This window comes from Microbacterium sp. NPDC055502, from assembly GCF_053643635.1.
Window position 1 is genome coordinate 486,733 of the sequence record NZ_JBSHKJ010000001.1, and the last position, 22,497, is coordinate 509,229.

At 73.3% G+C, this 22,497-nt stretch carries 22 protein-coding genes; 13 read left to right on the forward strand and 9 right to left on the reverse strand.

Annotation, left to right across the window (positions count from 1 at the left end; translation table 11 throughout):
- Positions 1-123: 123 nt before the first annotated feature.
- Positions 124-3,777 carry a proline dehydrogenase family protein gene (locus ACWH95_RS02510; RefSeq protein WP_454120108.1) on the reverse strand — a complete coding sequence of 1,218 codons (3,654 nt, stop codon included), beginning with the start codon at positions 3,775-3,777 and terminating at the stop codon, positions 124-126.
- A 74-nt stretch (positions 3,778-3,851) separates the two neighbouring features.
- Here ACWH95_RS02510 and ACWH95_RS02515 point away from each other — a divergent pair, with 74 nt between their 5' ends.
- Genes ACWH95_RS02515 through ACWH95_RS02525 form a run of 3 tightly spaced genes read left to right on the forward strand, consistent with a single transcriptional unit; the run spans position 3,852 to position 5,679 of the window.
- Entirely contained in the window at positions 3,852-4,532 is a 681-nt protein-coding gene (locus ACWH95_RS02515) for a hypothetical protein (RefSeq protein WP_454120109.1), read from the forward strand.
- The gene (locus ACWH95_RS02520) at positions 4,529-5,092 is read left to right on the forward strand and encodes a hypothetical protein (RefSeq protein WP_454120110.1); all 564 of its coding nucleotides are present in this window, start codon (positions 4,529-4,531) and stop codon (positions 5,090-5,092) included. Before ACWH95_RS02515 ends, ACWH95_RS02520 begins: the two co-directional genes overlap by 4 nt.
- On the forward strand, positions 5,089-5,679 hold the full coding sequence (locus tag ACWH95_RS02525) for a hypothetical protein (protein WP_247637793.1): 591 nt from the start codon (positions 5,089-5,091) through the stop codon (positions 5,677-5,679). The genes ACWH95_RS02520 and ACWH95_RS02525 overlap by 4 nt, the downstream gene beginning before the upstream one ends.
- Here ACWH95_RS02525 and ACWH95_RS02530 read toward each other — a convergent pair.
- Complete coding sequence (locus ACWH95_RS02530) at positions 5,634-7,034, reverse strand: hypothetical protein (protein WP_136034132.1); 1,401 nt, start codon at positions 7,032-7,034, stop codon at positions 5,634-5,636. The genes ACWH95_RS02525 and ACWH95_RS02530 overlap by 46 nt on opposite strands.
- A 39-nt stretch (positions 7,035-7,073) precedes the next feature.
- Positions 7,074-7,634, reverse strand: a complete 561-nt coding sequence (locus ACWH95_RS02535; protein WP_136034130.1) for an acyl-CoA thioesterase — start codon at positions 7,632-7,634, stop codon at positions 7,074-7,076.
- Between the two features lie 130 nt (positions 7,635-7,764).
- Here ACWH95_RS02535 and ACWH95_RS02540 point away from each other — a divergent pair, with 130 nt between their 5' ends.
- Together ACWH95_RS02540 and coaE are read left to right on the forward strand one after the other, a co-directional pair.
- Positions 7,765-8,274 (forward strand): GNAT family N-acetyltransferase, encoded by a 510-nt coding sequence (locus ACWH95_RS02540; RefSeq protein ID WP_136034128.1) that lies wholly within the window; start codon positions 7,765-7,767, stop codon positions 8,272-8,274.
- Between the two features lie 24 nt (positions 8,275-8,298).
- Entirely contained in the window at positions 8,299-8,931 is a 633-nt protein-coding gene (gene coaE / locus ACWH95_RS02545) for a dephospho-CoA kinase (RefSeq protein ID WP_454120111.1), read from the forward strand.
- Here the strand turns inward: coaE and ACWH95_RS02550 are convergent.
- Genes ACWH95_RS02550 through ACWH95_RS02560 form a run of 3 tightly spaced genes read right to left on the reverse strand, consistent with a single transcriptional unit; the run spans position 8,906 to position 11,498 of the window.
- Positions 8,906-9,820: an NAD-dependent epimerase/dehydratase family protein gene (locus ACWH95_RS02550; RefSeq protein WP_136034126.1), complete on the reverse strand. Its 915-nt coding sequence runs from the start codon at positions 9,818-9,820 to the stop codon at positions 8,906-8,908. The genes coaE and ACWH95_RS02550 overlap by 26 nt on opposite strands.
- The gene (locus ACWH95_RS02555) at positions 9,817-10,599 is read right to left on the reverse strand and encodes a MaoC/PaaZ C-terminal domain-containing protein (RefSeq protein WP_454120112.1); all 783 of its coding nucleotides are present in this window, start codon (positions 10,597-10,599) and stop codon (positions 9,817-9,819) included. The genes ACWH95_RS02550 and ACWH95_RS02555 overlap by 4 nt, the downstream gene beginning before the upstream one ends.
- Positions 10,596-11,498, reverse strand: coding sequence for an SDR family oxidoreductase (locus ACWH95_RS02560; protein ID WP_454120113.1), 903 nt, complete (start codon positions 11,496-11,498; stop codon positions 10,596-10,598). Before ACWH95_RS02560 ends, ACWH95_RS02555 begins: the two co-directional genes overlap by 4 nt.
- A gap of 155 nt (positions 11,499-11,653) precedes the next feature.
- Here ACWH95_RS02560 and ACWH95_RS02565 point away from each other — a divergent pair, with 155 nt between their 5' ends.
- Genes ACWH95_RS02565 through ACWH95_RS02580 form a run of 4 tightly spaced genes read left to right on the forward strand, consistent with a single transcriptional unit; the run spans position 11,654 to position 15,070 of the window.
- On the forward strand, positions 11,654-12,412 hold the full coding sequence (locus ACWH95_RS02565; RefSeq protein ID WP_136037419.1) for an enoyl-CoA hydratase family protein: 759 nt from the start codon (positions 11,654-11,656) through the stop codon (positions 12,410-12,412).
- Positions 12,409-13,254, forward strand: coding sequence for a CoA transferase subunit A (locus tag ACWH95_RS02570; RefSeq protein ID WP_452313270.1), 846 nt, complete (start codon positions 12,409-12,411; stop codon positions 13,252-13,254). The genes ACWH95_RS02565 and ACWH95_RS02570 overlap by 4 nt, the downstream gene beginning before the upstream one ends.
- The gene (locus ACWH95_RS02575; protein ID WP_452313269.1) at positions 13,251-14,000 is read left to right on the forward strand and encodes a CoA-transferase; all 750 of its coding nucleotides are present in this window, start codon (positions 13,251-13,253) and stop codon (positions 13,998-14,000) included. The genes ACWH95_RS02570 and ACWH95_RS02575 overlap by 4 nt, the downstream gene beginning before the upstream one ends.
- Complete coding sequence (locus ACWH95_RS02580; RefSeq protein WP_206252617.1) at positions 13,997-15,070, forward strand: NAD(P)H-dependent flavin oxidoreductase; 1,074 nt, start codon at positions 13,997-13,999, stop codon at positions 15,068-15,070. The genes ACWH95_RS02575 and ACWH95_RS02580 overlap by 4 nt, the downstream gene beginning before the upstream one ends.
- Before the next feature lie 79 nt (positions 15,071-15,149).
- Here ACWH95_RS02580 and ACWH95_RS02585 read toward each other — a convergent pair whose 3' ends face one another.
- From ACWH95_RS02585 to ACWH95_RS02595, 3 genes are read right to left on the reverse strand one after another with little or no spacing between them, the layout of a single operon-like run.
- Positions 15,150-16,301, reverse strand: coding sequence for an acetyl-CoA C-acetyltransferase (locus ACWH95_RS02585; protein WP_136034111.1), 1,152 nt, complete (start codon positions 16,299-16,301; stop codon positions 15,150-15,152).
- Positions 16,302-16,321: 20 nt separating this feature from the next.
- Complete coding sequence (locus ACWH95_RS02590; protein ID WP_136034109.1) at positions 16,322-17,110, reverse strand: SDR family oxidoreductase; 789 nt, start codon at positions 17,108-17,110, stop codon at positions 16,322-16,324.
- Entirely contained in the window at positions 17,107-18,273 is a 1,167-nt protein-coding gene (locus tag ACWH95_RS02595) for an acyl-CoA dehydrogenase family protein (protein ID WP_136034106.1), read from the reverse strand. The genes ACWH95_RS02590 and ACWH95_RS02595 overlap by 4 nt, the downstream gene beginning before the upstream one ends.
- A gap of 109 nt (positions 18,274-18,382) precedes the next feature.
- On the opposite strand from ACWH95_RS02595, the gene ACWH95_RS02600 reads away from it, so the two are divergent.
- Genes ACWH95_RS02600 through ACWH95_RS02615 form a run of 4 tightly spaced genes read left to right on the forward strand, consistent with a single transcriptional unit; the run spans position 18,383 to position 22,489 of the window.
- On the forward strand, positions 18,383-19,246 hold the full coding sequence (locus ACWH95_RS02600; protein ID WP_136034104.1) for an enoyl-CoA hydratase: 864 nt from the start codon (positions 18,383-18,385) through the stop codon (positions 19,244-19,246).
- Complete coding sequence (locus ACWH95_RS02605; protein WP_136034102.1) at positions 19,243-20,412, forward strand: acyl-CoA dehydrogenase family protein; 1,170 nt, start codon at positions 19,243-19,245, stop codon at positions 20,410-20,412. Before ACWH95_RS02600 ends, ACWH95_RS02605 begins: the two co-directional genes overlap by 4 nt.
- Positions 20,412-21,377 (forward strand): acyl-CoA dehydrogenase family protein, encoded by a 966-nt coding sequence (locus ACWH95_RS02610; RefSeq protein ID WP_136034100.1) that lies wholly within the window; start codon positions 20,412-20,414, stop codon positions 21,375-21,377. The genes ACWH95_RS02605 and ACWH95_RS02610 overlap by 1 nt, the downstream gene beginning before the upstream one ends.
- Positions 21,377-22,489, forward strand: a complete 1,113-nt coding sequence (locus ACWH95_RS02615) for an acyl-CoA dehydrogenase family protein (protein ID WP_454120114.1) — start codon at positions 21,377-21,379, stop codon at positions 22,487-22,489. The genes ACWH95_RS02610 and ACWH95_RS02615 overlap by 1 nt, the downstream gene beginning before the upstream one ends.
- Positions 22,490-22,497 lie beyond the last annotated feature (8 nt).

The following is a 22,497-nucleotide window of genomic DNA, read 5'->3' on the forward strand; positions in this document are numbered from 1 at the left end:
GTGGATCACCGTGTCAAGAATCTTTTACACGCCCGGCGGTGCCGGATCGAAGACGCGCCGGACACGCCCGCGGAACGCACCTTTTCGACCCCGCACCGGTGGGCGCGGCGGGCGGGGGCGGGGTCAGATGACGGGAGCGCTCCAGGGGTCGAGGTTGCCGTAGCGGTGCGCCGTGATGGAGATCGACTGCTCGTGCACGAACGGGAGCAGCTCGATGCGGGCGGCCGCGGTCACCTCCGCGTCGTACACCGCCAGGTCGGGGTCGCCCGCGGTCGCCGCCGCCAGCGACGCCCGCAGCGTCGCGACCGCCTCCCGGCCGCCCACCAGACGCACCCGGTCGTACCGCGCGCCCGCGCTCGCGCCCTCCGCCGGCTCCTCCTCCGCGCGCAGCAGGCGCTGCATCCACTCCTCGTCCGACTCCAGGAAGACCACCGCGTCGAGGTCGCCCAGCGCGTGCCGCACCCCGGCCGGAAGCCCCACCGGGGTGGAGAGCACGAAGCCCGCCCCCGCGCGGACCCCCGCGATCACGACCCGCAGCACGTCCTGCAGGCGTGCGTCCTCGGTCGCCCTGATCTCCACGTGCCCCGGACGGTAGCGGAACAGGTTGCGCTCCACCTCCAGCCGCGACACGTCGCGCACCCGCCCGAACTCACGGTCCCAGGCCAGGGCATCCGACAGGGCCGCGCGCCGCAGCCACTCGAAGGCCTCGTACGCCAGCGACGGCTGCGCCGACTCGATGAGCGCCGTGATGCGCGAGTCGAGTCCCCGCAGGTGCAGGGTGCTCGATGCCGCGCCCCCGGGCTGCGAGCGCCACGTGCCGAGGCCGATCAGGTGGTTCGGGCCGCCCGGCTTCGCACCGGGTCCGACCGACGACCGCTTCCAGCCGCCGAAGGGCTGCCGCTGCACGATCGCCCCCGTGGTGCCGCGGTTGACGTAGAGGTTGCCCGCCTGCACCCGGTCCAGCCAGAGCGACAGGTCGTCGGGGTCCTGCGTGTGGAGCCCGGCCGTGAGGCCGTACGCGACCGCGTTCTGCAGCTCGATCGCGCGCGCGAGCGTGGGCGCGTGCATGATGCCGAGCACCGGGCCGAAGAACTCCTCGAGGTGGAAGCGCGACCCCGGCTGCACGCCCACGCGCACGCCGGGCCGCCACAGTCGTCCGCTCTCGTCGCCGTCCACGGGGGCGGGCTCGATCAGCCACCGCTCGTCGCCCTCCAGCTCGGTGAGCGCCCAGGCGAGCTTGCCCTGCGGCTGCTCGATCACGGGGCCCACCTCGGCCGACGGATCCGCCGGCCAGCCCACGCGCAGGGAGCGGACCGCGTCGGCGAGCTGCCGGGCGAAGCGCTGCGAACGGCCGACCGGGCCGACGAGGATCGCGAGGGAGGCGGCGGAGCACTTCTGCCCCGCATGCCCGAAGGCGCTCTTGACCAGGTCGGCGACGGCCAGGTCGAGGTCGGCGGACGGCGTGATGATCATGGCGTTCTTGCCGCTGGTCTCGGCGAGCAGCGGCAGGTCGGGGCGCCACGAGCGGAACAGCGCCGCCGTCTCCCACGAGCCGGTGAGGATCACGCGGTCCACGGCCTCGTCGGTGATCAGCGCCCGTCCGAGCTCGCCCTCCTCGATGTCGACCAGGGCGAGCACCTCGCGCGGCACGCCGCCCTCCCACAGGGCCTCGGCGAGCGCGGCGGCGCAGCGTCGCGCCTGCGGGGCGGGCTTGAGCACGACCCCCGAGCCGGCGGCGAGCGCGGCGAGCACTCCTCCGGCCGGGATCGCCAGCGGGAAGTTCCAGGGCGGCGCGACCACGGTCACGCGCGCCGGCTCGAACACGGCACCGGAGATCGCGTCGAGCTCGCGGCACGTGGAGGCGTAGTAGCGGGCGAAGTCGACGGCCTCGCTGACCTCCACGTCGGCCTCGGCGAACACCTTTCCGGTCTCCGCCGCGGCCACCTCGATCAGCTCCCCGCGCCGACCGTCGAGCGCGGCGGCGGCCCGTAGCAGCACCTCCGCGCGCTCCGCCGCCGGACGCGAGCCCCACGACGCGGCAGCGGATCGCACGCCCTGCACGAGGCGAGCGAGCTCGTCGGCGTCGTCGACCCTGGCGGCGGCGAGCACGGCCTCCCCCACGGTCGAATCGGCCAGGCGACCGCGGATCCCGTCGGCCCATTCCCGGTTGGCGGGCAGCGCGAGGTCGGTGTCCTGCGTGTTGGTGAAGCCCGGAGCGCCGCCCGTGTCCTCCCCGCGCTCGCGGGCCGCGTACACCGCCGTCTCCAGGAAGGCCCCGGTGTCCGCGCCGTCGGCGCCGCGGGCGATGCCCAGCACCGCCTGCGTCAGGTCGGCCTCGGGGATCGGGGCCGCGGCGGCCGGGCGAACCGACTCGTGCACGGGTGCGAGCCGGTCCTGCGTGCGGCGCGGTCCGCGGAGCAGGGTCGCGTCCGTGGAGCGGTCGAGGGCGTCGAGGAACCGGTCGCGCTCCCGGGCGAACAGCCCCTCGTCCTCGTGCAGCCGGAAGGCCGCGGACAGGAAGTTGTCGGACGACGCGTTCTCCTCCAGCCGCCGCACCAGGTAGCTGATGGCCACGTCGAACTCGGCCGGGGCGACCACGGGCACGTACAGGAGCACCGCCCCGACCTCGCGCGACACGGCCCGCACCTGGCCCTGCGCCATCCCGAGCAGCATCTCGAACTCGATCGCGTCGCGCACGCCGCGCTCGCCCGCGAGCAGCCAGGCGTAGGCGATGCCGAACAGGTTGTGCCCGGCGATCCCCAGCTTCACGGCGGAGGTGTGCGCGGGCGTGAGCGCCCAGTCCAGGCAGCGGAGGTAGTTCGCGTCGGTGTCGAGCTTGGTGTCGTAGGTCGCGGGGGTCCAGCCGTGCAGCCGCGCCTCGACGTGCTCCATGGCGAGGTTCGCGCCCTTCACGAGCCGCACCTTGATGCGGGCACCCCCGTGGGCCACGCGGTCCTGCGCCCACGCGGTCAGCTCCTGCAGCGCGGGCAGCGCGTCGGGCAGGTAGGCCTGCAGCACGATGCCGGCCTCCAGCCGCGCCAGCCGCGGATCCTCCAGCAGCCGCGTGAACACCGCGATCGTGAGGTCGAGGTCGCGGTACTCCTCCATGTCGAGGTTGATGAAGGTGCCGTCGTCCGCCGCGGTCAGGTACAGCGGCAGCAGACGCTGCACCACGCGGTCGACGACGGCGTCGAACCCCCACATCGAGATGCGGCTCATGATGGCCGACACCTTGACCGACACGTAGTCCACGTCGGCGCGGCGGATGAGCTCGTGGATGCCGTCCAGCCGGCGCTGCGCCTCGGCCTCGCCCAGCACCGCCTCGCCCAGCAGATTGAGGTTGAGCCGCGAGCCCGAGGCACGCAGCCGCTCGATCGCGGGGCCGAGCTTGGCGGGACGCGCGTCGACCACGAGGTGCCCGACCATGTCGCGCAGCGCCCGCCGCGCGATCGGCACGACCGGGGTCGGCAGCACGGGCGCGACACCCCCGCCCAGACGCACGGCCGAGCGCAGGTACCAGGGCAGGAACTCGGGCACGATCGGCGCGATGCGGTGCAGGCGGGCGGCGGCCGCGGTCAGGCTCTCCGGGCGCATCACCCCGTCGACGAAGCCGAGCGTGAAGGGCAGGCCGTTCGCGTCGCGCAGCACCCCGGCCAGGCGTGCGGCCGCGGGGTCGACCTCGGCCGCCGCGGCCTCGATCACCCAGCGGCGCGCGAGGTCGATCGCACGGTCGGAGAGGGGGGCGGACGACGCGGCATCCGGCGGGAGCTCGGCCATGATCCTCAGCCTATGACCGGGCCCCTGTTTCGGCGGGAGCCCGGGCCGCACGACCTCGCCCCTATGCTGTTGCCGTGACCACGACACCGCCGGAGGGGACGGCGCCGCAGGGCCGCAGCGACGCGTCCGCCGCCCGGGCCAGGGTGCTGGGGTGGGCGCGGCGCAGCATCGACCTGATCCCGACCCCGTGGCTGCTCACCGGCGCGGGGGCGCTGCTCCTCGCCGGCACCGCGGTGTTCGGCGGGCTGGAGGCGGCCGCGGTCGACCCGATCCCCGAGGTCGCGGTGGGTGAGACGTACGCGGGGTCCGACCTGGAGCTGACGGTCGTGGCGGTGGAGCTGCGCGACGACCGCGGGCAGACGTGGGTGTTCCCCGAGGAGGAGAAGGGCGAGCGCGTGCTGGTGGTCACGGTCGACGCGGTGAACACCTTCCACGCCCCGCGCGGCTCGACCTCGGGCGTCCCCGAGTCGGCGGTGGTCGACGGCATCCGCATCGAGGGCCTCGACGAGAAGGGGCAGGTGTCGCGGGCCGACGACGGACGCGGGGCCCCGACGCTGCAGCCCGACGTCCCCGCACGACTGCTGCTCGCCTGGCTCGTGGGGCCGGACGACTACCGGGAGGGCGAGGAGCTCACGCTCACCCTGCCGGACTCCACGCACGCGGTCGGCTCGCGGGTGATCCGCGGGGACTACTGGACCGACGTGCGGGTCGGCGCGACCCTCACGGCACGGATCGGCGAGGGGACGGCACCGTGAAGAAGCACGTCCTCGTGTGGCTGCTCACCGCGGCGCTGCTCGCCGGCGCGTGGGTGGTGTCGAAGGTCACGCTTCCGGACGACGCCGCGACGGCCGCGTTCCCCCGGGTCACGCGGATCGGCGAGGAGGCCGCCGTGCGCAACCTCGTCGTGACGATCACCGACGTGCGCCTGGCCGACCGGGTCGAAGACGCGGACGGCTGGTCGGCCGACGGCACCTGGCTGGTGGTCGACCTGGAGGCCGCGTCCGCCGTGACGCAGGACCTCAGCACCCTCTCGCTCGCGCAGCTCACCATCGGCGACCGCACGTTCAGCGCCACCGATCGCGGGACGACGTTCGCGCAGCAGCGGCTGGTGACCGGCGTCCCCCGCGCGGGGAGCCTGGCCTTCGAGCTGCCAGACGACGTCGCGGACGACCGCGCCACCCTGCGTCTCGGGGTCGCGGGCGCCGGCATCGGCAAGGTGCTGCTCGACGGGGTCGTCGACCTGCCGCTCGACCTCGCCGACCTCCCGGTCGAGTCCGCGATCCTCCTCGACGAGAACGGGTGGGCCCGCCGATGACGATCCCGCCTCCGCCGCTCCCGCCCGCGCCCACGGTCGAGCCCGCACCGGCGCCGCGTCGGCCGTCGTGGTGGCGTCGCAACGCCGTCGCGCTCGTCGCCCTCGCGGTGCTCGCCCCGGTCACCGCCGCGGCCGTCGGCTGGCAGGAGTGGTATCAGTACTTCGGGTTCGGAGCCAGGGCGGTCACCGCGATCACGGTCGACGAAGACGCCTCGGCCGACCTCGCCGGAGCCGAGTGGGGCCCGGTGCGCGGGGGCGAGATCGACGACGTGAGCGGCCTCGACGTCCCCGACGGCACGCGGCTGATCGCCGTGGCGGTGCCGGTCGACGCGAGCACCGCGGGCATCGGCTGCGAGACCCCGAAGCTGGTGGAGCGGGCGACGGGCCGCGAGTGGCGCCCCGTGCGTCTGGAGATCGGGCTGCTGTCCGACCCGGACGAGCCGGAGACGTGCCTGAGCGCAGAGGCCGGAGAGTACGAGCTGGTCGTGCCGTTCGTGGTGCCGGACGACGCGGAGGGCCCGTTCTGGGTGGATGTGCGACCCTACGACGCGGGCGGCTCGTTCCTCAGGTTCGCGTTCGAGCTCTGACCCCCCACGGCATCGCGCGGCGGGGCGGCGACGACGGCCGCGGCGACCGCGTCGACCGAGGAGGGCAGCAGCCCCGCGGCATCGGCGACGGCGCGCATCTCCGCCTCGGCCGCGGAACCGGTGGTGGTGTCGGAGCGCTCCTGCTGCTTGCGTCGCAGTCGCCCGAGCGTGGCGTCGTACGCGCCGCTGATCACGGCGATGCGCACGGGCTCGATCAGCAGCATCGGGACGAGGGACACGAGGGGCGTCGCGACCGCCCAGAAGACGAAGTCGTGCGGACCGATCAGGCGGGTGAGACCGAAGGCCAGGTACGACTCGAGCGCCTTCACCACCACGTACAGCAGGGCGTAGGACGCGACCAGGAGCGGGCCGGCCCGCCACATCAGCAGCAGCGCGCGACCGATCGGGCGGAACCGGGCGCCGAGTTCGTCGCCGAGGTCTCTGAGCCGGCGCACGAGCGGGTTGGGGATGGCCTCGGCGTGCTGACGGAACCGCGACAGGAACCGGCTCTCGACGCGCAGCTTCTCGGCCACGATCGCCTGCCCGAACACGACGCCGGCGATCGTGAGCCACGCCAGCGGCGCCAGCAGCACCGGACCGGCCTCCGACAGCACCCAGCCGACCCCGTCCCACAGCCACCGCAGCGGCGCGACCGCGTCCAGCAGTCCCTCGCGCACGTCTTCCAGGACCGCCATCGCGGCTCGGCTGTCGACCCAGGCCTTGATCGCGTCGAACACGTCGCCGAGCACCATGACCGAGAAGAACACCCAGACGACCTCGAAGTACACCGCCACGGGCGAGAGCCAGGCGGCGAGTTTCGGCGACCACTTCGACCACGCCCATCGCCCGGCGAACGCGACGACGATGATCGCGATCGTCCAGACGTTGAGGGGCAGGTTGAGCACCGTGTCCTCGGAGCCGACGGCCGGTTCGCCGTTGACGCTCGCGGTCCAGATGATCCCGGAGCGCACCTCGAGGGCACGGGCCGAGTAGGTGCGCACGTCCTCGCCGAGCAGGCCCTGCGCCCAGTACACGGCGAAGAAGGGGAGGATCCCGGCGAGCAGCGCGGTGAGGAACGTCCGGCGCCGGTCGGCGGCGGACTCCGGGAGCGGGGCGACCTCCTGCAGGTTGCGCAGCCCGTCGCGCAGCACCAGGAACATGGCCACCAGGCTGACGAGCCGGGCGAGGATCGCGATGGGCAGCACCAGGAAGCCCAGCGTGGCCGAGGTGGCACCCACGAAACCGGCGATCTCGGTGATCACGTAGTGCACGAGGACCCCGGCCAGGTACCACGCCATGAGCGCGGGCCAGTGCCGCAGCAGCACGCGCCCGGCGGTCGTCAGGATGGCCAGCACAGCGTCAATATATCGGCAGTGCGCCCGCCGCGCGCCTGATCAGTTCCAGACGCTGGGGGCGGGCGTGCGCACGGGCGGGAGGGCGGACGCCGCCGCCCAGTCGTGCACCCAGGCGTCGATCTCCGGCACGCCCTCCGGCTTGCCGACCGCGGCGAACAGCTCCTCGTTGCTCACGGTGCCGCCCGTGCGCCGCAGCACGCGCGCCCGCACGATGGCCCTGGCGTACACCTCGCCGTCGACCACGGCCCGGTGCTCCAGGAACAGCGCCCTGTCGTCGTGGCCGATGAACCGCGACTGCACCTCGAAGCGCTGCCACAGCTGCAGCGACTTGCGGAACGTGATGGTCTCGCTCGAGACGACCGCGTACCAGCCGCGCTGCTTCATCACGTCGAACAGCCCGGTGCGGATCAGGTGATCCCAGCGGCCGAGGTCGAACAGCGACAGATAGCGGCCGTTGTTCATGTGCCGGAGGATGTCGAGGTCGGTGGGGAGGGTCGTGACGGTGACGCTGCTCACCGCGGTCGGGTCGAGGGTCTTCCCCTGCCGCACGCGACGCCGCGCGCCGAGGATCACGAGGAGGGTCCGCCAGATCACGTTCACGAGGGACGATCGTAGCCAGCGGCGCACGAACCGTGAATATCGTTGTGCGGTTCCTCCAGGCCGTTCACCCGCGCGTCACCCCGCTCCGCGCCGATTTCGAGTTTTCACGGGCCGCGCGTAGAGTCACCGCATGAGCGCCGAAGCCCAGCCCGAAGTCATCGTCCGTCCGGTCCGTGATGTGGATGCCGAAGCCCTCGGTCGCGTGCACGCGCAGTGCTGGCACGAGACCTACGATCACCTGATCAGCAAGGCCGCGCTGGAGAAGGTCTCGCCCCGCCGCATGGCCGAGCTGTGGACGCACTGGGCCGCCCAGGGCCCCGACTTCAAGATGAACGCGGCCCTCGTCGACGGCGAGATCGTCGGCTTCGTCGGCTCCGGCCCCGCCCGCGACAAGGACGCCCCCGCCTTCCGGGAGCTCTACTTCATCTACCTGCTCGACGCGTACCACTCCACCGGCATCGGCCAGAAGCTGTTCGACGCCGCGGTCGAGAAGGACGAGCCGCTCTACCTGTGGGTCGCGGAGGACAACCCCCGCGCGCACCGCTTCTACACGCGCAACGGCTTCCACCTCGACGGCGCCTCGCACACCGAGCCCTTCCTCGGCGAGACGCTCACCGAGGTCCGCTTCGTCCGTCCCTGACGCGTCGCGACCGGGAGAACCCTCGTGACGGCGGCGATCCTGGTCGGACTCACGGGCGGGATCGCCGCGGGGAAGAGCACGGTCGCGCGCGCCCTGGCCGCGCACGGTGCCCGCATCGTAGACGGTGACGCGGCCGCCCGTGCCATCGTCGATCCCGGCACCACGGACGGCGCGGCGCTGCTCGACCGGATCACGGCGCTGCTCGGGGCCGAGGTCCGCGCGGCGGACGGGTCTCTCGACCGGGCGGCGGTCGCGGCACGCGTGTTCGACGATCCCGCCCTCCTCTCCCGCTACAACGCCCTGCTGCGCCCGGCTCTGCTGGCCGAGGTGGCTGCGCGCATCGCCGAGGCCCGCCGCGAACCGGGTGTCGTGGTGCACGAGATCCCGCTGCTCAGCCGCACCACCGCCCCCCTGCCCTGGACGTACGACCGGGTCGTGACGGTCGAGGCCGCCGAGGCCATGCGCCTGCGACGGTTGCGGGAGGAGCGGGGGCACGATGCGGCCGAGGCCGAGCGGCGGCTCCGCGCACAGGGCGCCGAGGCCGACCGGATCGCGATTGCCGACGAGGTGCTGCGCACGGACGGCACCCTCGCCGACACTCTCGCCGCGACGGCCGTGCTGTGGGAGCGGCTCAGCGCTGCGCGTCCGCCGCGGTGACGATCTCCGCCAGCGCGCGCTCGACATCGCCCCGGTCGTAGCCGAGCAGGGCGGTCTCCGCGGGGTCCGGCTCGTACGCGATCACCGCGCCGCGGCCCTGCACGATGAAGCGGTCGGGCTGGAACGGATGCTCCTCGTCGCGCTCCTCGATCGTGTGCGCGCTGCCGGCGGCGTCGGCGAGCAGCTGGAAGTAGTCGCGATACGTGAGGTTCGCGTCGCCCACCAGGTAGGCCCGCCCGCCTTCGCCCGCATCGAGCGCGCCCTGCACGGCCTGCGAGAGCGAGCGCACCGACAGGTAGTTGGTGCCGCCGGGCGGGGCGAACAGCGCGGGTTCGTCGAGCTCGCCGCGCGTCCACGCGATCATGCGGGCGAACCGCCGCAGGCCGCGCTCATCGGCGCCGACGATCGACGGCGGGTTCAGGGTGATCGCCGCGAAACCGTCGTCGCTCAGGGCGCGGGTGCGCTCGTCGGCGTCGCGCCGCGCCGCCACGTAGGGGATCCGCTCCGCCCACTCCGGGTGCAGCTGGTGGTAGTAGCTGCCGATCTGCACGAACCGGCCGACGCCCGCGGTCTTCGCGAGCGCGGCGAAGCGCGGCACCCCGACGCTCTGCGTGCGCTCCCAGAACGCGTCGTCCTCCTGCGCGGCGGGCACGTGGCGGATGTCGTTGCCCGCCGCGAACACGACCGCGTCGAAACCGTCGAGCAGCGCGGCGGACCCGGCGTCGGTGTAGTCGCCCCGGAGGCGCGGCATCCCGGCGATGGCCCGGGGGTCGCGCTCGGACGGCTCGCGCCGCGCCATCACGGTCACCGCGTCACCGCGCGCGGCGAGGTCGGCGGCGACGTGACTGCCGATCATCCCGGTCGCGCCGACCACCAGCACCCGGCTCATGCGAACACCGCCAGGCCGTCGGAGATCACGGGCGTCCCGTCGCGCCGCAACTCGAAGTCGCCGCCGTGCCACGACTCGACCTCGAGCACATCGCCGGGGATCACCGGACCGCTGAACCGGCCCCGTAGCGAGCGGAGGTCGGCCGGATGCGCGCCCTGCTCGGAAGCGAGGACGAGGGTGGTGGCGGCGAGCGTGCACAGCCCCTGGAGGATCGGCACGGGCTGCCCGATCCGCGCGGACGCCGCGGGATCGATGTGGATGTGGTGGCGGTCGCCGGTCAGCCGGTACAGGGCGGCCTGCGTCGGGAACGTCGTCACGTCGGCCGTCGCACCCGCCGGTCGCTCGTCGGTGGCAGCCCGCGCCGGGCCCCGCTCCCCGCCGAACCCGCCCGCACCGGGTGCGAACAGTGACCAGGTCGCGGTGAACTCGGCGCACTCCACGATCACGTCGAACACGGCCGCGGAACCCTTGTCCCACACGTCGCCGACGCGGGCGGACAGCCGCAGCTCGCCCGAGCGCGGCAGCGGCCGGTGCACCTCCAGCGTCTGCGAGCCGTGCACGGCGCGGTCGTCGAACGCCCCCGCCTCGGCGAGCACGTCGGGCGCCCACTGCGCGAGCGTCAGCCCGAACGACGGGAGCACGCGCAGACGGTCCTCGAACACGAGATCGAGGTCGGTCGCGGCGGCCCCGACAGACAGCGCGTAGATGATCGCGTCGCGCTCGTCGTAGCCGACTGTCTGCTCGCCGAGGTCGCGCCCGGCCCAGTCGCCCGCGCTCATGCGCCGTACACCGGCTCGGGGGCAGCAGCTTCGGCGACCAGGGCCCGCACCGCCTCGCCGACCTCGGCCGCGTCCCACCGCCGATCCCGGTCACGCCGGGGCCCGTGCCGCCATCCCTCCTCCAGGCAGAGGCGGCCGCCCTCGATCTCCAGCACGCGGCCGGTGACGTCGCAGTCCGCGCTGGCGAGCCAGGCGACCACGGGCGAGACGTTCGCCGGGTCCATGCGATCGAAGCCGTGCGCGGGCGCGGCCATCGCGTCGGCGAAGGGCCCCTCGGTCATGCGCGTGCGGGCGGATGGGGCGATCGCGTTGACGTGCACGCCGTACCGCTGCAGCTCGGCGGCGGCCACGAGGGTGAGGGAGGCGATGCCGCCCTTCGCGGCGGAGTAGGCCGCCTGCCCGATGCTGCCCTGGAGCCCGGCGCCGGACGAGGTGTTCACGACGCGGGCGACCGGCTGCCGCCCGGCCTTGGCCTCGGCACGCCAGTGCGCGCTCGCGTGGCGCAGCGGCGCGAAGTGCCCCTTGAGGTGCACGCGGATCACCGCGTCCCACTCGTCGTCGCCGGCGTTGACCAGCATGCGGTCGCGCACGAACCCGGCGTTGTTCACGAGGATGTCCAGTCGTCCGAACGCCGTGAGCGCCTGCTCGACGAGGGCCCCGGCCTGCGCGAAGTCGGCGATGTCGGCGCCGTTCGCGATCGCCTCTCCCCCGGCGGCCTCGATGAGCTCGACGACCTCCTGCGCCGGACCGACCGAGACGCCGTCACCGTCGAGGGTCGTGCCGAGGTCATTCACGACCACCTTCGCCCCCTGGCGCGCGAGCTCCAGCGCGTGCTCTCGGCCGAGGCCGCGACCAGCACCGGTGACGATGGCCACGCGGCCTTCGAGTATTCCTGCCATGGTCGACTCTCCTTCGAGCGGCGTCGGCGGACGCGGGTGGGATGCGCCCGAGCATACCAACCAAGCAATTGCTAGGGCAAATGCACGGTGAGGGTTCCGTCGATAACCAAGCAACTGCTAGGGTGCGCTTGAGCAAACGTTAGGTTAGGTGTCCGATGACGATCACTTCCACCCTGCACCCTCGCGGCGTCCGCACCGTCACGATGGACTACCCGCCGGTGAACGCACTCCCCGTCGCCGGGTGGTTCGACGTGGCCGCCGCGATGCGCGAGGCCACGGCCGACGCCGAGACCCGCGTCGTCATCCTCCGCGCCGAGGGCCGCGGGTTCAACGCGGGCGTCGACATCAAGGAGATGCAGCGCATCGAGGGCTTCTCCGGCATCCTCGGCGCCAACCGCGGCTGTTACGAGGCGTTCAAGGCCATCTACGAGTGCGCCGTTCCGGTCATCGCCGCCGTCAACGGTTTCTGCCTGGGCGGCGGGATCGGCCTCGTCGGCAACAGCGACGTGATCGTCGCCTCCGACGACGCGACCTTCGGCGTGCCCGAGGTGGACCGCGGCGCGCTCGGCGCCGCCACCCACCTGGCCCGCCTCGTGCCGCAGCATCTGCTGCGCTCGCTGTACTTCACGAGCCGCACGGTGACGGCGCAGCGTCTCGCGGAGTTCGGATCCGTCGACGCGGTGGTGCCACGCGCCGACCTCGACGCGACCGCGCTCGCGCTCGCGGAGGAGATCGCCGCGAAGGACCCGCGCGTCATCCGCGCCGCCAAGGAGGCGCTGAACGGCATCGACCCGATCGACGTCAACCGCAGCTACCGGTTCGAGCAGGGCTTCACGTTCGAGCTCAACCTCGCCGGCGTCGCCGACCAGCACCGCGACGCGTTCGTCGCGACCGGCGAGAACCTGACGACATGACCACCGCCGGATCCGCCGCCGATCTCGCGCCGCTGATCCGCGACGGCATGACGATCGGCGTCGGCGGCTGGGGTTCACGGCGTAAGCCGATGGCCCTCGTGCGGCAGATCGTGCTCTCCGGGGCGCGCGACCTGCGCATCGTCAGCTTCGGCGGACCGGACGTGGGCCTGCTCTGCGCCACCGGCCAGGCGTCCGAGATCGTGCACGGGTTCGTCTCGCTCGACAGCATCGCGATCGACCCTTACTTCGCGGACGCCCGGCAGTCCGGCGCGGTGCGCAGCGTGGAGTACGACGAGGCGATGCTGGTCGCCGGACTCCGCGCCGCCGCCCGGCGCCTGCCCTTCGAGGCCACCCGGGCGGGGGCGGGCTCGGACGCCGTCAGCCGCAACCCCCAGATCCGCACGATCACATCGCCCTACGCCGACGCCGAGGTGCTGGTGGCGATGCCCGCCGTGCCCCTCGACCTCGCCCTGCTCCACCTCGACCGGGCCGACGCCGCCGGCACCGCCGTGTGCCTCGGGCCGGACCTGTTCTTCGACGACCTGTTCGCGGGCGCGGCGGCGCACACCGTGGTGAGCGTGGAGGAGGTGGTGGACACCGCCGCGCTGTGGACGGGGCTCGGCCCCACGGCGCGCTTCCTCGACCGCACGCTCACCGACCGGATCGTGTATGCCCCGGGCGGAGCCGGGTTCACGGCGTATCCGCCCCATCACGACCGCGACGAGGAGGGGCAGCGCGCCTACGCCGCCGCGGCCGCCTCGCCCGCGGACCGTGAGGCGTATCTGACCCGGTTTCGGGCGGGCGAGCTCGCCCCGCGGACGAGTGAGGCGGCGACACCATGACGGCCACGCGCGCCGAGGTCGCGATCGCCGCGTGCAGCGACCTCTTCCGCGGCGCGGGCACGATCCTCGCGAGCCCCGTCGGCATCGTGCCCACCGTCGGGGTGCGGCTCGCGCGGCTCACGCACGCGCCCGGCCTGCTGCTCAGCGACGGCGAAGCCACCCTGTACGCCGACACCCCCGCCGTCGACGAGCCGTTCCGCGAGCCGGAGGCGCCGCTCCCCTACGCGCAGCTGTTCGAGCTGATCGCCCGCGGTCGCCGCCACGTGATCATGGGGGCCGCACAGCTCGACCGCCACGGCGACCAGAACCTGTCCGCGATCGGCGACCGCGACCGTCCCACCCGGCAGCTGCTCGGCGCCAGGGCCGCCGCCACGAACACCGTCAACCACGCGACCAGCTACTGGGTCGCCCGCCACAGCCCGCGCGTGTTCGTGGACCGGGTGGACGTGGTCACGGGCGTCGGGCCGGCCAGGGCGCGCACGGCCGGGGCCCACCGCTTCCACGACGTGCGCCGCATCGTCACCGACCTCGCGGTGCTCGACCTGACCGGCCCCGGCGACACGGTCGCCCTCGTCAGCCTGCACCCCGGCGTGACCCTCGACCGGGTGGTCGCGGCCACCGGCTTCCCGCTGCACATCCCCGCCGGCGTCCCCGAGACCCGGCAGCCCACCGCCGAGGAGCTGCGCCTGGTGCGCGAGCGTCTCGACCCCCGCGGACTCCGCGACCGAGAGGTGATCGCATCATGACCACGCCCCCGCAGCTCTCCACGCCGCTCACGCGCCTGACCGGCGTCGACCATCCGATCGTGCAGACCGGCATGGGCTGGGTCGCCGGCGCCCGCCTGGTCACCGCCACCGCGCAGGCCGGAGCGCTGGGCATCCTCGCCTCCGCCACCATGACCATCGACGAGCTCGAACGGCAGATCATCGAGGTGACCGAGCGCACCGACCGGCCCTTCGGCGTGAACCTGCGCGCCGACGCCGGGGATGCCACCGAGCGCGTCGAACTGCTCATCCGGCACGGCGTGAAGGTCGCCAGCTTCGCTCTCGCCCCACGACGCGAGCTGATCGAGCGACTCAAGGACCACGGCGTGGTCGTGATCCCCTCGATCGGGGCCGTGCGGCACGCCGAGAAGGTCGCGGCGTGGGGTGCGGACGCCGTGATGGTGCAGGGCGGTGAGGGCGGCGGTCACACCGGCGCCGTGCCCACCTCGATCCTGCTGCCCTCGGTGGTCGCGGCCGTCGACATCCCCGTGATCGCGGCCGGCGGCTTCCACGACGGACGGGGTCTCGCCGCCGCGCTCGCGTACGGCGCCGCCGGGGTCGGGATGGGCACGCGGTTCCTGCTCACGAGCGACAGTTCGGTGCCCGAGGCCGTGAAGCGGCGATACCTCGACTTCGGGCTGGACGGCACGGTCGTCACCTCGAAGGCCGACGGCATGCCCCACCGCCTGCTGCGCACCGAGTTCGTGGAGGGACTGGAGGGCGGAAGCGGGGTGTCCCGCCTGCTGCCGACGCTGCGCCGGTCGTGGGAGTTCAAGAAGCTGAGCGGCCTGAGCTGGCCGCAGCTGGTGCGGGATGCGGTGTCGATGAAGAAGGCGACCGGGCGCTCCTGGACGCAGATGACCCTCGCCGCGAACACTCCGATGCTGCTGAAGGCCGGGCTCGTCGACGGCGACACCTCCGCGGGCATGCTCGCCGCCGGCCAGGTGGTGGGGCTGATCGACGACCTCCCCAGCTGCGAGGAGCTCGTCGACCGCGTGGTGCGCGACGCCGTGGCCCACCTCCGCGCCGCCGCCTCCTGCGTCCTCGCCTGAGCCCCGGGGAGCCGCGCCCCCCGGGGCCCGGACGCACGCCATCCGCGGGTCGTCCGTCGTCAGGCCCGGATGCGCAGCCTCAGAGGCGCTCGATGATGGTGACGTTGGCGAGACCGCCGCCCTCGCACATGGTCTGCAGACCGTAGCGACCGCCGGTGCGTTCGAGCTCGTTCAGCAGCGTCGTCATGAGACGGGTGCCCGTCGCGCCGATCGGGTGACCGAGGGCGATGCCGCCCCCGTTCACGTTCACCTTCTCGTGCGGCACCCCGGTCTCGCGCATCCAGGCGAGAACGACCGACGCGAAGGCCTCGTTCACCTCGAACAGGTCGATGTCGTCGAGGCTCATGCCCGTGCGCTCCATCGCGTACCGCGTGGCGGGGATCGGCGCGGTGAGCATGAACACCGGGCTGTCGCCGCGCACCGACAGGTGGTGGATGCGCGCGCGGGGCGTGAGCCCGTGGTCCTTCACCGCCTGCGCGCTCGCGACGAGCACCGCGCTGGAGGCGTCGCTGATCTGCGAGGCCACGGCAGCCGTGAGCCGTCCGCCGGGGGTGAGCGTCTGCAGGCCCGCCATACGCTCGAGCGAGGTGTCGCGGCGCACGCCCTCGTCGCGGTCGAGCCCGTTCAGCGGGGCGATCTCGCCGTCGAACCGACCCTCGTCCTGCGCTCTGGCCGCCCGCTGATGGCTCTCCAGCGCGAACCGCTCCATCTCCTCGCGCGTGATGTCCCACTTCTCGGCGATCATCTCCGCGCCGACGAACTGCGAGATCTCCTGCCCGGGGTAGCGCTCCTGCCAGCCCGGCGACTCGGCGAACGGCGTGGTGAAGCCGTATGCCTCTCCGGCCACCATGGCCGAGGAGATCGGCAGCTGCGACATGTTCTGCAGACCGCCGGCAATCACCAGGTCGCTGGTCCCGCTCATCACGGCCTGCGCGGCGAAGTGCACGGCCTGCTGGCTCGAACCGCACTGCCGGTCGATCGTGACGCCGGGCACGTGCTCGGGGAAGCCAGCGACGAGCACGGCGGAGCGGCCCACGTTGCCCGCCTGTCCTCCGATCGTGTCGGTCGCGCCGATGATCACGTCGTCGAGCGCGCCAGGGTCGATGCCCGTCCGCTCCACGAGCGCCTTCAGGCTGTGCGCGCCGAGGTCGGCCGGGTGGATGCCGGACAGCGAGCCGCCCCGCTTCCCGACGGGCGAGCGGACCGCGTCGACGATGTATGCCTCTGCCATGGTGTTCCTTCTCTCCGGGTTCACGCGTGCTGACTGCTGACGGCGACGACCTCGCCGGTCATATAAGAGGAGTATGCGCTGGCGAGGAACACCATGACGTTGGCGACCTCCCAGGGTTCCGCGGCCCGGCCGAACGCCTCGCGCGCTTTCAGCTGCTCCAGCAGCTCGGGCGAGGTGACCTTCTCCAGGAACGGGTGCATCGCGAGGCTCGGTGACACGGCGTTCACGCGGATGCCGTGCGGCGCGAAATCCATCGCCGCGCTGCGGGTGAGCGCCATCACGCCGGCCTTCGCGGCGGCGTAGTGGGCCTGCTCCACCTGCGCGCGCCAGCCGATCACGGACGCGTTGTTGACGATGACGCCGGCCGTGCCCGCCGCGACCATGCGGCGGCCGACCGCGCGCAGGCACCGGAACGTGCCGGTGAGGGTCACGTCGATCACCCTGTCCCACTGCTCGTCGGTCATGTCGAGGATCGACACCGACCCGCCGAGCCCGGCGTTGTTGATCATCACGTCGATCGCGCCGCCGTCCTCCGCGAGGTCGAGGAGGGCGGCGACCTGGTCCTCGACGGTCACGTCGCACACGGCGGTGCGCACGCGGTCGGCGCCGAAACGGTCACCCAGCTCGCTCTGCGTCTCGGCGAGGCGGCCGGCGTGCGTGTCGCCGAGCACCACGAGCGCCGCGCCCTCCTCCAGGCAGCGGACCGCGGCGGCCTGACCGATGCCGGCTCCGGCGGCGGCCGTGATGACGACGCGCTTCCCGTCGAGCAGGCCGTGACCGGGGACGTAGGCGGGGGCGGAAGAGCTCATGGGCGGGCCTCTCGGGGTAGGCCGAGCACGCGCTCGGCGATGACGGTGCGCTGGATCTCGTCGGAACCGCCGTAGATCGTGTCGGCGCGGCTGAACAGGAACAGCGTCTGCAGGTCGTCAAGCGCGTAGTCCGCGCCGACCCGCAGGGCCTCGGGTCCGGCGACCTCCATCGCGAGCTCGCCGAGCGCGCGGTGCCAGTTCGACCACAGCAGCTTCGCGACGGAGGCGCCGTCGCCCTGGGCACCGCCGAGCGTGCGGAGGGCGTGCTGGCGGATCACCTCCAGGTCCATGCGGGCGCGCACGAGGCGGTCGCGGATCACGGCATCGTCGATCGCGCCGGTGCGCTGCGCCGTCTCGATCACGGCGTCGAGCTCGCGACGGAACGCGATCTGCTGCGCGAGGGTGGAGACGCCGCGCTCGAAGCCGAGGGTCGCCATCGCGACGCGGAAGCCGTTCCCCTCGCCGCCTACGACGAGGTCGGCATCGGTGCGGGCGTCGTCGAAGAACACCTCGTTGAACTCGCTGGTCGCGGTGAGCTGCAGGATCGGGCGCACCTCGACGCCGGGCTGGTCCATCGGCACGAGCAGATACGACAGACCCTGGTGGCGGCTCGATCCCGGTTCGGTGCGGGCGATCACGAAGCACCAGTCGGCGTGCTGCGCGAGGGACGTCCACACCTTCTGCCCCGTGACGGACCACTCGTCGCCCGTGCGCTGAGCCTTGGTCGCCACCGCGGCGAGGTCGGATCCGGCGCCCGGCTCCGAGTAGCCCTGGCACCACAGCTCCTCGACCGCGACGATGCGCGGCAGGAAGCGGGCCTGCTGCGCGGGCGTGCCATGCGCGATGAGGGTGGGGCCGAGCAGCTCCTCCCCCAGATGGTTCACGCGGGCGGGGGCGTCGGCGCGGGCGTACTCCTCGTGGAAGATGACCTGCTGCGCGATGCTGAGTCCGCGGCCGCCGTGCTCGACCGGCCAGCCCACGCACGTCCACCCCGCAGCGGCCAGGTGCCGGTTCCACTCCAGGCGCGCCTCGAAGTCCTCGTGCTCGCGACCGGAGCCGCCGCGGCCGCGCAGCGCGGCGAAGCGACCGGTGAGGTTCTCTTCCAGCCAGCCGCGGATCTCGGCGCGGAATCGCTCGTCCGCGTCGTGCTGCGTCGCGTCCATCTGTGCTCCTCATCGAGTCGTGGTCTTCGGCGGACCGTTCCCGTATAGTATCAAACTAAACCAAGCGATTGTTTGGTTTCGCTCCCGGGAGTTCAGAGAGGAACCCGCCATGACCGACGACTCGGACGCCGTGGTCACCTACGAGGTGCGCGGCGCGACCGCGATCATCCGGCTGAACCGCCCCCAGTATCGCAACGCCCAGAACTCGAAGGTCACCTACGCCCTCGACGCCGCGTTCACCCGCGCCGTGGACGACGACGCCGTGAAGGTCATCGTGCTCGGCGGGAACGGGAAGCACTTCTGCGCCGGGCACGACATCGGCACCCCCGAGCGCGACATCGACCAGAGCTTCGAGCGCAGGGCCGTCATCTGGTGGGACCACGTCGGAGCCCAGGGCGTCGACTCCCGCTTCGCCCGCGAGTCCGAGGTCTACCTGGGGATGTGCCGCCGCTGGCGCGAGATCCCCAAGCCCGTGATCGCGATGGTGCAGGGTGCCTGCATCGCCGGAGGGCTCATGCTCGCCTGGTCGTGCGACTTCATCGTCGCCTCCGACGACGCGTTCTTCCAGGACCCGGTCGTCGCGATGGGCATCCCCGGCGTCGAGTACTTCGCACACCCCTGGGTGACCAACCCCCGCGCGGCCAAGGAGATGCTGTACACCGGCGACCGGATGCCCGCCGCCCGCGCGCACGAACTCGGCATGGTCAACCACGTCGTCCCGTCGTCCGAGCTGGAGCAGCGCACGCTCGAGCTCGCCGAGCGCATCGGCCGCATGCCCCGACTCGGGCTCGCCCTCGCGAAGAAGGCCGTGAACCAGGCGGAGGATCTGCAGGGCCTGCGCCCCGGCATGGACTCCGTGTTCGGGCTGCACCACGCCGCCCACGCGCACAACGCCGAGGTGGGCGGCGACTCCCTCGGCGGCGTGGACGTGCGCACCATCAAGGCCGACACCGCGGACGGAGCATCCCGATGAACCTCGACCTCACCCCCGCGCAGGAGGCCTTCGCCGCGGAGGCGCGCGCCTGGCTCACCGAGCACGTGCCGTCCACACCGCTGCCCTCGATGGACACGGCCGAGGGCTTCGCGGCGCACCGCGCGTGGGAGGCCGAGCTGGCGGAGGGCCGCTGGTCCGTCGTCTCCTGGCCCGAGCAGTACGGCGGCCGCGACGCCGGAATCACGGAGTGGGTGCTGTTCGAGGAGGAGTACTACCGCGCGGGCGCCCCGACCCGGGTGGCGCAGAACGGCATCTCCCTGCTCGCGCCGATCCTGTTCGAGCACGGCACCCCGGATCAGCACGAGCGGTACCTGCGCGCCATGACCGACGGCTCGCTGATCTGGGCGCAGGCGTGGTCGGAGCCCGGAGCGGGCAGCGACCTCGCCGCGATCCGCAGCACCGCCCGCCGCGACGACGACCGCGGCGGATGGGTGCTCAACGGCCAGAAGATCTGGAGCTCGCGCGCGGTGTGGGCCGACCGCGGGTTCGGCCTGTTCCGGTCCGACCCCGAAGCGCAGCGGCACCGCGGCCTGACGTACTTCCTGTTCCCGATGGACGCCGAGGGCATCACGGTGCGGGCGATCGCCCAGCTCGACGGCACGACCGGGTTCGCCGAGATCTTCTTCGACGACGTGTTCGTGCCCGATGAGGACGTGCTGGGCGCTCCCGGCGACGGATGGCGCGTGGCCATGAGCACCGCGGGCAACGAGCGCGGACTGTCGCTGCGGGCGCCGGGACGGTTCCTCGCCGCGACCGACCGCCTGATCGCACTGCAGTCCGAGCGGGGCGCGACCGGCGAGGATGACGCCGTGGTGGACGCCTGGATCGGCGCGGAGGCCTACCGGCTGTTCACGTGGCAGACCGTGAGCACCCTGCTCGACGGTGGTGCGGTCGGCGCGGAGGGCAGCATCAACAAGGTGTTCTGGTCGGAGCTCGACGTGCACATCCACGAGACCGCGCTGCGCATCCTGGGACCGGAGTCCGAGCTGCGCGGGGAGTCGGCGGTCGACGGCGGGCGCTGGGTCGACGACTACCAGTTCGCGCTCGCCGGTCCCATCTACGCGGGCACCAACGAGGTGCAGCGGAACATCATCGCGGAGCGGATCCTCGGACTCCCCCGCGGCGGAGACGGAAGGCGCGCCTGATGCGGTTCCTGCCCACGGAAGAACAGACCGCGTTCGCGGAGGCCATCGACGAGATCGTGGAGGGCGCGGGCGGCGCCGACGTCGCACGTGCCTGGGCCGACGGCGACACCGCCCCCGGGCTCGCCCTGTGGGCGCAGTTCGCCGAGCTCGGGCTGCTGGGGCTGCGGGTGAGCGAGGAGGCGGGCGGCTTCGGCGGCACCCTCGGCGACCTGGTGGTGGTGTTCGAGCGGCTCGGCTACCACGGCGTGCCCGGCCCCTACCTGGAGACGGTCGCGCTGCTGCCCTCCCTGGTGGACGACGGGACGCGGCAGGCCCTCGCCGCGGGAGCCATCGCCACCGCGGCGGTCGACGGTGTCGCTCCCGCCGCCGTGGACGCCGCCGTGGCCACGCACCGCTACCTCGTCCGCGGTGACGCGCTGAACGAGGGCGAGCCGGGCGCAGAGCTGACCTCGGTCGCGCCCACCCGGCGTCTCGCCCGGCTCTCCCCCACGGGAGCCTCGACCCCGCTCGTGCCCGGCGCCCTCGACGCGGCCCTGAACGAAGCAGCCCTCGCCGCCGCCGCGCTGCTCGTGGGCGCGGGAGAGCGGCTGCTCGCGGAGGCCGTGTCGTACGCGAAGGTGCGCGAACAGTTCGGCCGTCCGATCGGGGAGTTCCAGGCGCTCAAGCACCAGCTGGCGGATGTGCGGATCGCGCTGAGCTTCGCGCGGCCGCTCGTGTGGAACGCGGCACTGCGCGCCGACGAGCCCGACGAGGACCGGGCGGTGTCGGCCGCCAAGGTCGCCGCGGGCGACGCCGCGCTGCGCGCCGCGCGCACCTCGCTGCAGGTGCACGGCGCGATCGGCTACACGGCCGAGCACACGCTGCGGATCTGGCTGGGCCTCGCGCCCGCGCTGTCCGCGGCGTGGGGCACGCCGGATTTCCATCGGGCGCGCATCGCCCGCGACATCCTTCCGAAGGAGCGGTGATGTCTTTCGAACCCGATGAGGATCAGCAGGAGCTCGTCGCCCTCGTGCGCGGGATCCTGAGCCAACGCGCCGACAGTGCGGCGACGCGTCGGGCCCTGGAGTCGGACCAACGGTTCGACGCCGACCTGTGGCGTCTGCTCTGCGAGGAGATCGGCATCGCCGGCATGGCCGTCCCCGAGGAGCACGGCGGCGCCGGCTTCACACTGCGGGAGGCGCAGCTGGCGCTGGAGGAGATCGGCTACGCGCTCGCGCCGTCGCCGTACCTCGGCTCGGTCGCGATCGCGGCGCAGGCGATCCTGGCCGCGGGCGATGCGGAGGCGTCCGCCCGACTGTTGCCCGGCATCGCGGAGGGATCGTCGGCGGCGGCGCTCGTGTGGGCCGACCCGTCCGGACGCTTCGCCCCCGACCACATCGACGTGCACGCCGAGGCCGACGGGGAGGCGTGGACGCTCACCGGCACGGCGGGCTTCGTGCTGGACGGGCTGCCCGCCGACGTGCTGGTCGCGGTGGCCCGCACCGCCGACGGCTCGCGCCTGTTCGAGGTGCTCGACGCCGCGGCGGTCGCGCGCGAGGACGACCCGACGATGGACCAGACCCTGCGGCTCGCCACCCTCCGGTTCGACGGGGTCCCTGCCCGTCCGCTCGGCGACGGCGATCCCGCCGTGCTCGACGACGTGCGGGCGCTCGCGCTCGCGGCGGTCGCGGCGGTGCAGGCGGGCACAGCGGCGCGGGCCCTCGACGACACCGTGGCCTACGCGCAGCAGCGGGTGCAGTTCGGGCGACCCATCGGCTCGTTCCAGGCGCTCAAGCACCGCATGGCCGACCTGCACGTGCGGGTGGAGGTGGCGCGCACCGCGTCCCGCGCGGCCGCCGACGCCCTCGCGTCCGGCGCCCCCGACCGCGCGGAGCTGGCCACGATCGCGAAGGCCGTGTGCTCGGAAGCGCTCACCCGGGTCGCGGGAGAGATGATCCAGCTGCACGGCGGGATCGCGATCACGTGGGAGCACGACGCGCACCTGGTGTTCAAGCGCGCGCACGCCCTCGGCACCCTGTTCGGCACCCCGCGCGAGCTCCGCGCCGCCGCCGAGCCCTGGGCCCTCGCACGCCTCTGACCGCAGCC

Bases quoted from the DNA above. Each gene is read 5' to 3' on its own strand.
- ACWH95_RS02510 (WP_454120108.1), bottom strand. From the start codon at position 3,777: ATGGCCGAGCTCCCGCCGGATGCCGCGTCGTCCGCCCCCCTCTCCGAC.
- ACWH95_RS02525 (WP_247637793.1), top strand. From the start codon at position 5,089: ATGACGATCCCGCCTCCGCCGCTCCCGCCCGCGCCCACGGTCGAGCCC.
- ACWH95_RS02540 (WP_136034128.1), top strand. From the start codon at position 7,765: ATGAGCGCCGAAGCCCAGCCCGAAGTCATCGTCCGTCCGGTCCGTGAT.
- ACWH95_RS02550 (WP_136034126.1), bottom strand. From the start codon at position 9,820: ATGAGCCGGGTGCTGGTGGTCGGCGCGACCGGGATGATCGGCAGTCAC.
- ACWH95_RS02555 (WP_454120112.1), bottom strand. From the start codon at position 10,599: ATGAGCGCGGGCGACTGGGCCGGGCGCGACCTCGGCGAGCAGACAGTC.
- ACWH95_RS02560 (WP_454120113.1), bottom strand. From the start codon at position 11,498: ATGGCAGGAATACTCGAAGGCCGCGTGGCCATCGTCACCGGTGCTGGT.
- ACWH95_RS02565 (WP_136037419.1), top strand. From the start codon at position 11,654: ATGACGATCACTTCCACCCTGCACCCTCGCGGCGTCCGCACCGTCACG.
- ACWH95_RS02570 (WP_452313270.1), top strand. From the start codon at position 12,409: ATGACCACCGCCGGATCCGCCGCCGATCTCGCGCCGCTGATCCGCGAC.
- ACWH95_RS02575 (WP_452313269.1), top strand. From the start codon at position 13,251: ATGACGGCCACGCGCGCCGAGGTCGCGATCGCCGCGTGCAGCGACCTC.
- ACWH95_RS02580 (WP_206252617.1), top strand. From the start codon at position 13,997: ATGACCACGCCCCCGCAGCTCTCCACGCCGCTCACGCGCCTGACCGGC.
- ACWH95_RS02585 (WP_136034111.1), bottom strand. From the start codon at position 16,301: ATGGCAGAGGCATACATCGTCGACGCGGTCCGCTCGCCCGTCGGGAAG.
- ACWH95_RS02590 (WP_136034109.1), bottom strand. From the start codon at position 17,110: ATGAGCTCTTCCGCCCCCGCCTACGTCCCCGGTCACGGCCTGCTCGAC.
- ACWH95_RS02595 (WP_136034106.1), bottom strand. From the start codon at position 18,273: ATGGACGCGACGCAGCACGACGCGGACGAGCGATTCCGCGCCGAGATC.
- ACWH95_RS02600 (WP_136034104.1), top strand. From the start codon at position 18,383: ATGACCGACGACTCGGACGCCGTGGTCACCTACGAGGTGCGCGGCGCG.
- ACWH95_RS02605 (WP_136034102.1), top strand. From the start codon at position 19,243: ATGAACCTCGACCTCACCCCCGCGCAGGAGGCCTTCGCCGCGGAGGCG.
- ACWH95_RS02610 (WP_136034100.1), top strand. From the start codon at position 20,412: ATGCGGTTCCTGCCCACGGAAGAACAGACCGCGTTCGCGGAGGCCATC.
- ACWH95_RS02615 (WP_454120114.1), top strand. From the start codon at position 21,377: ATGTCTTTCGAACCCGATGAGGATCAGCAGGAGCTCGTCGCCCTCGTG.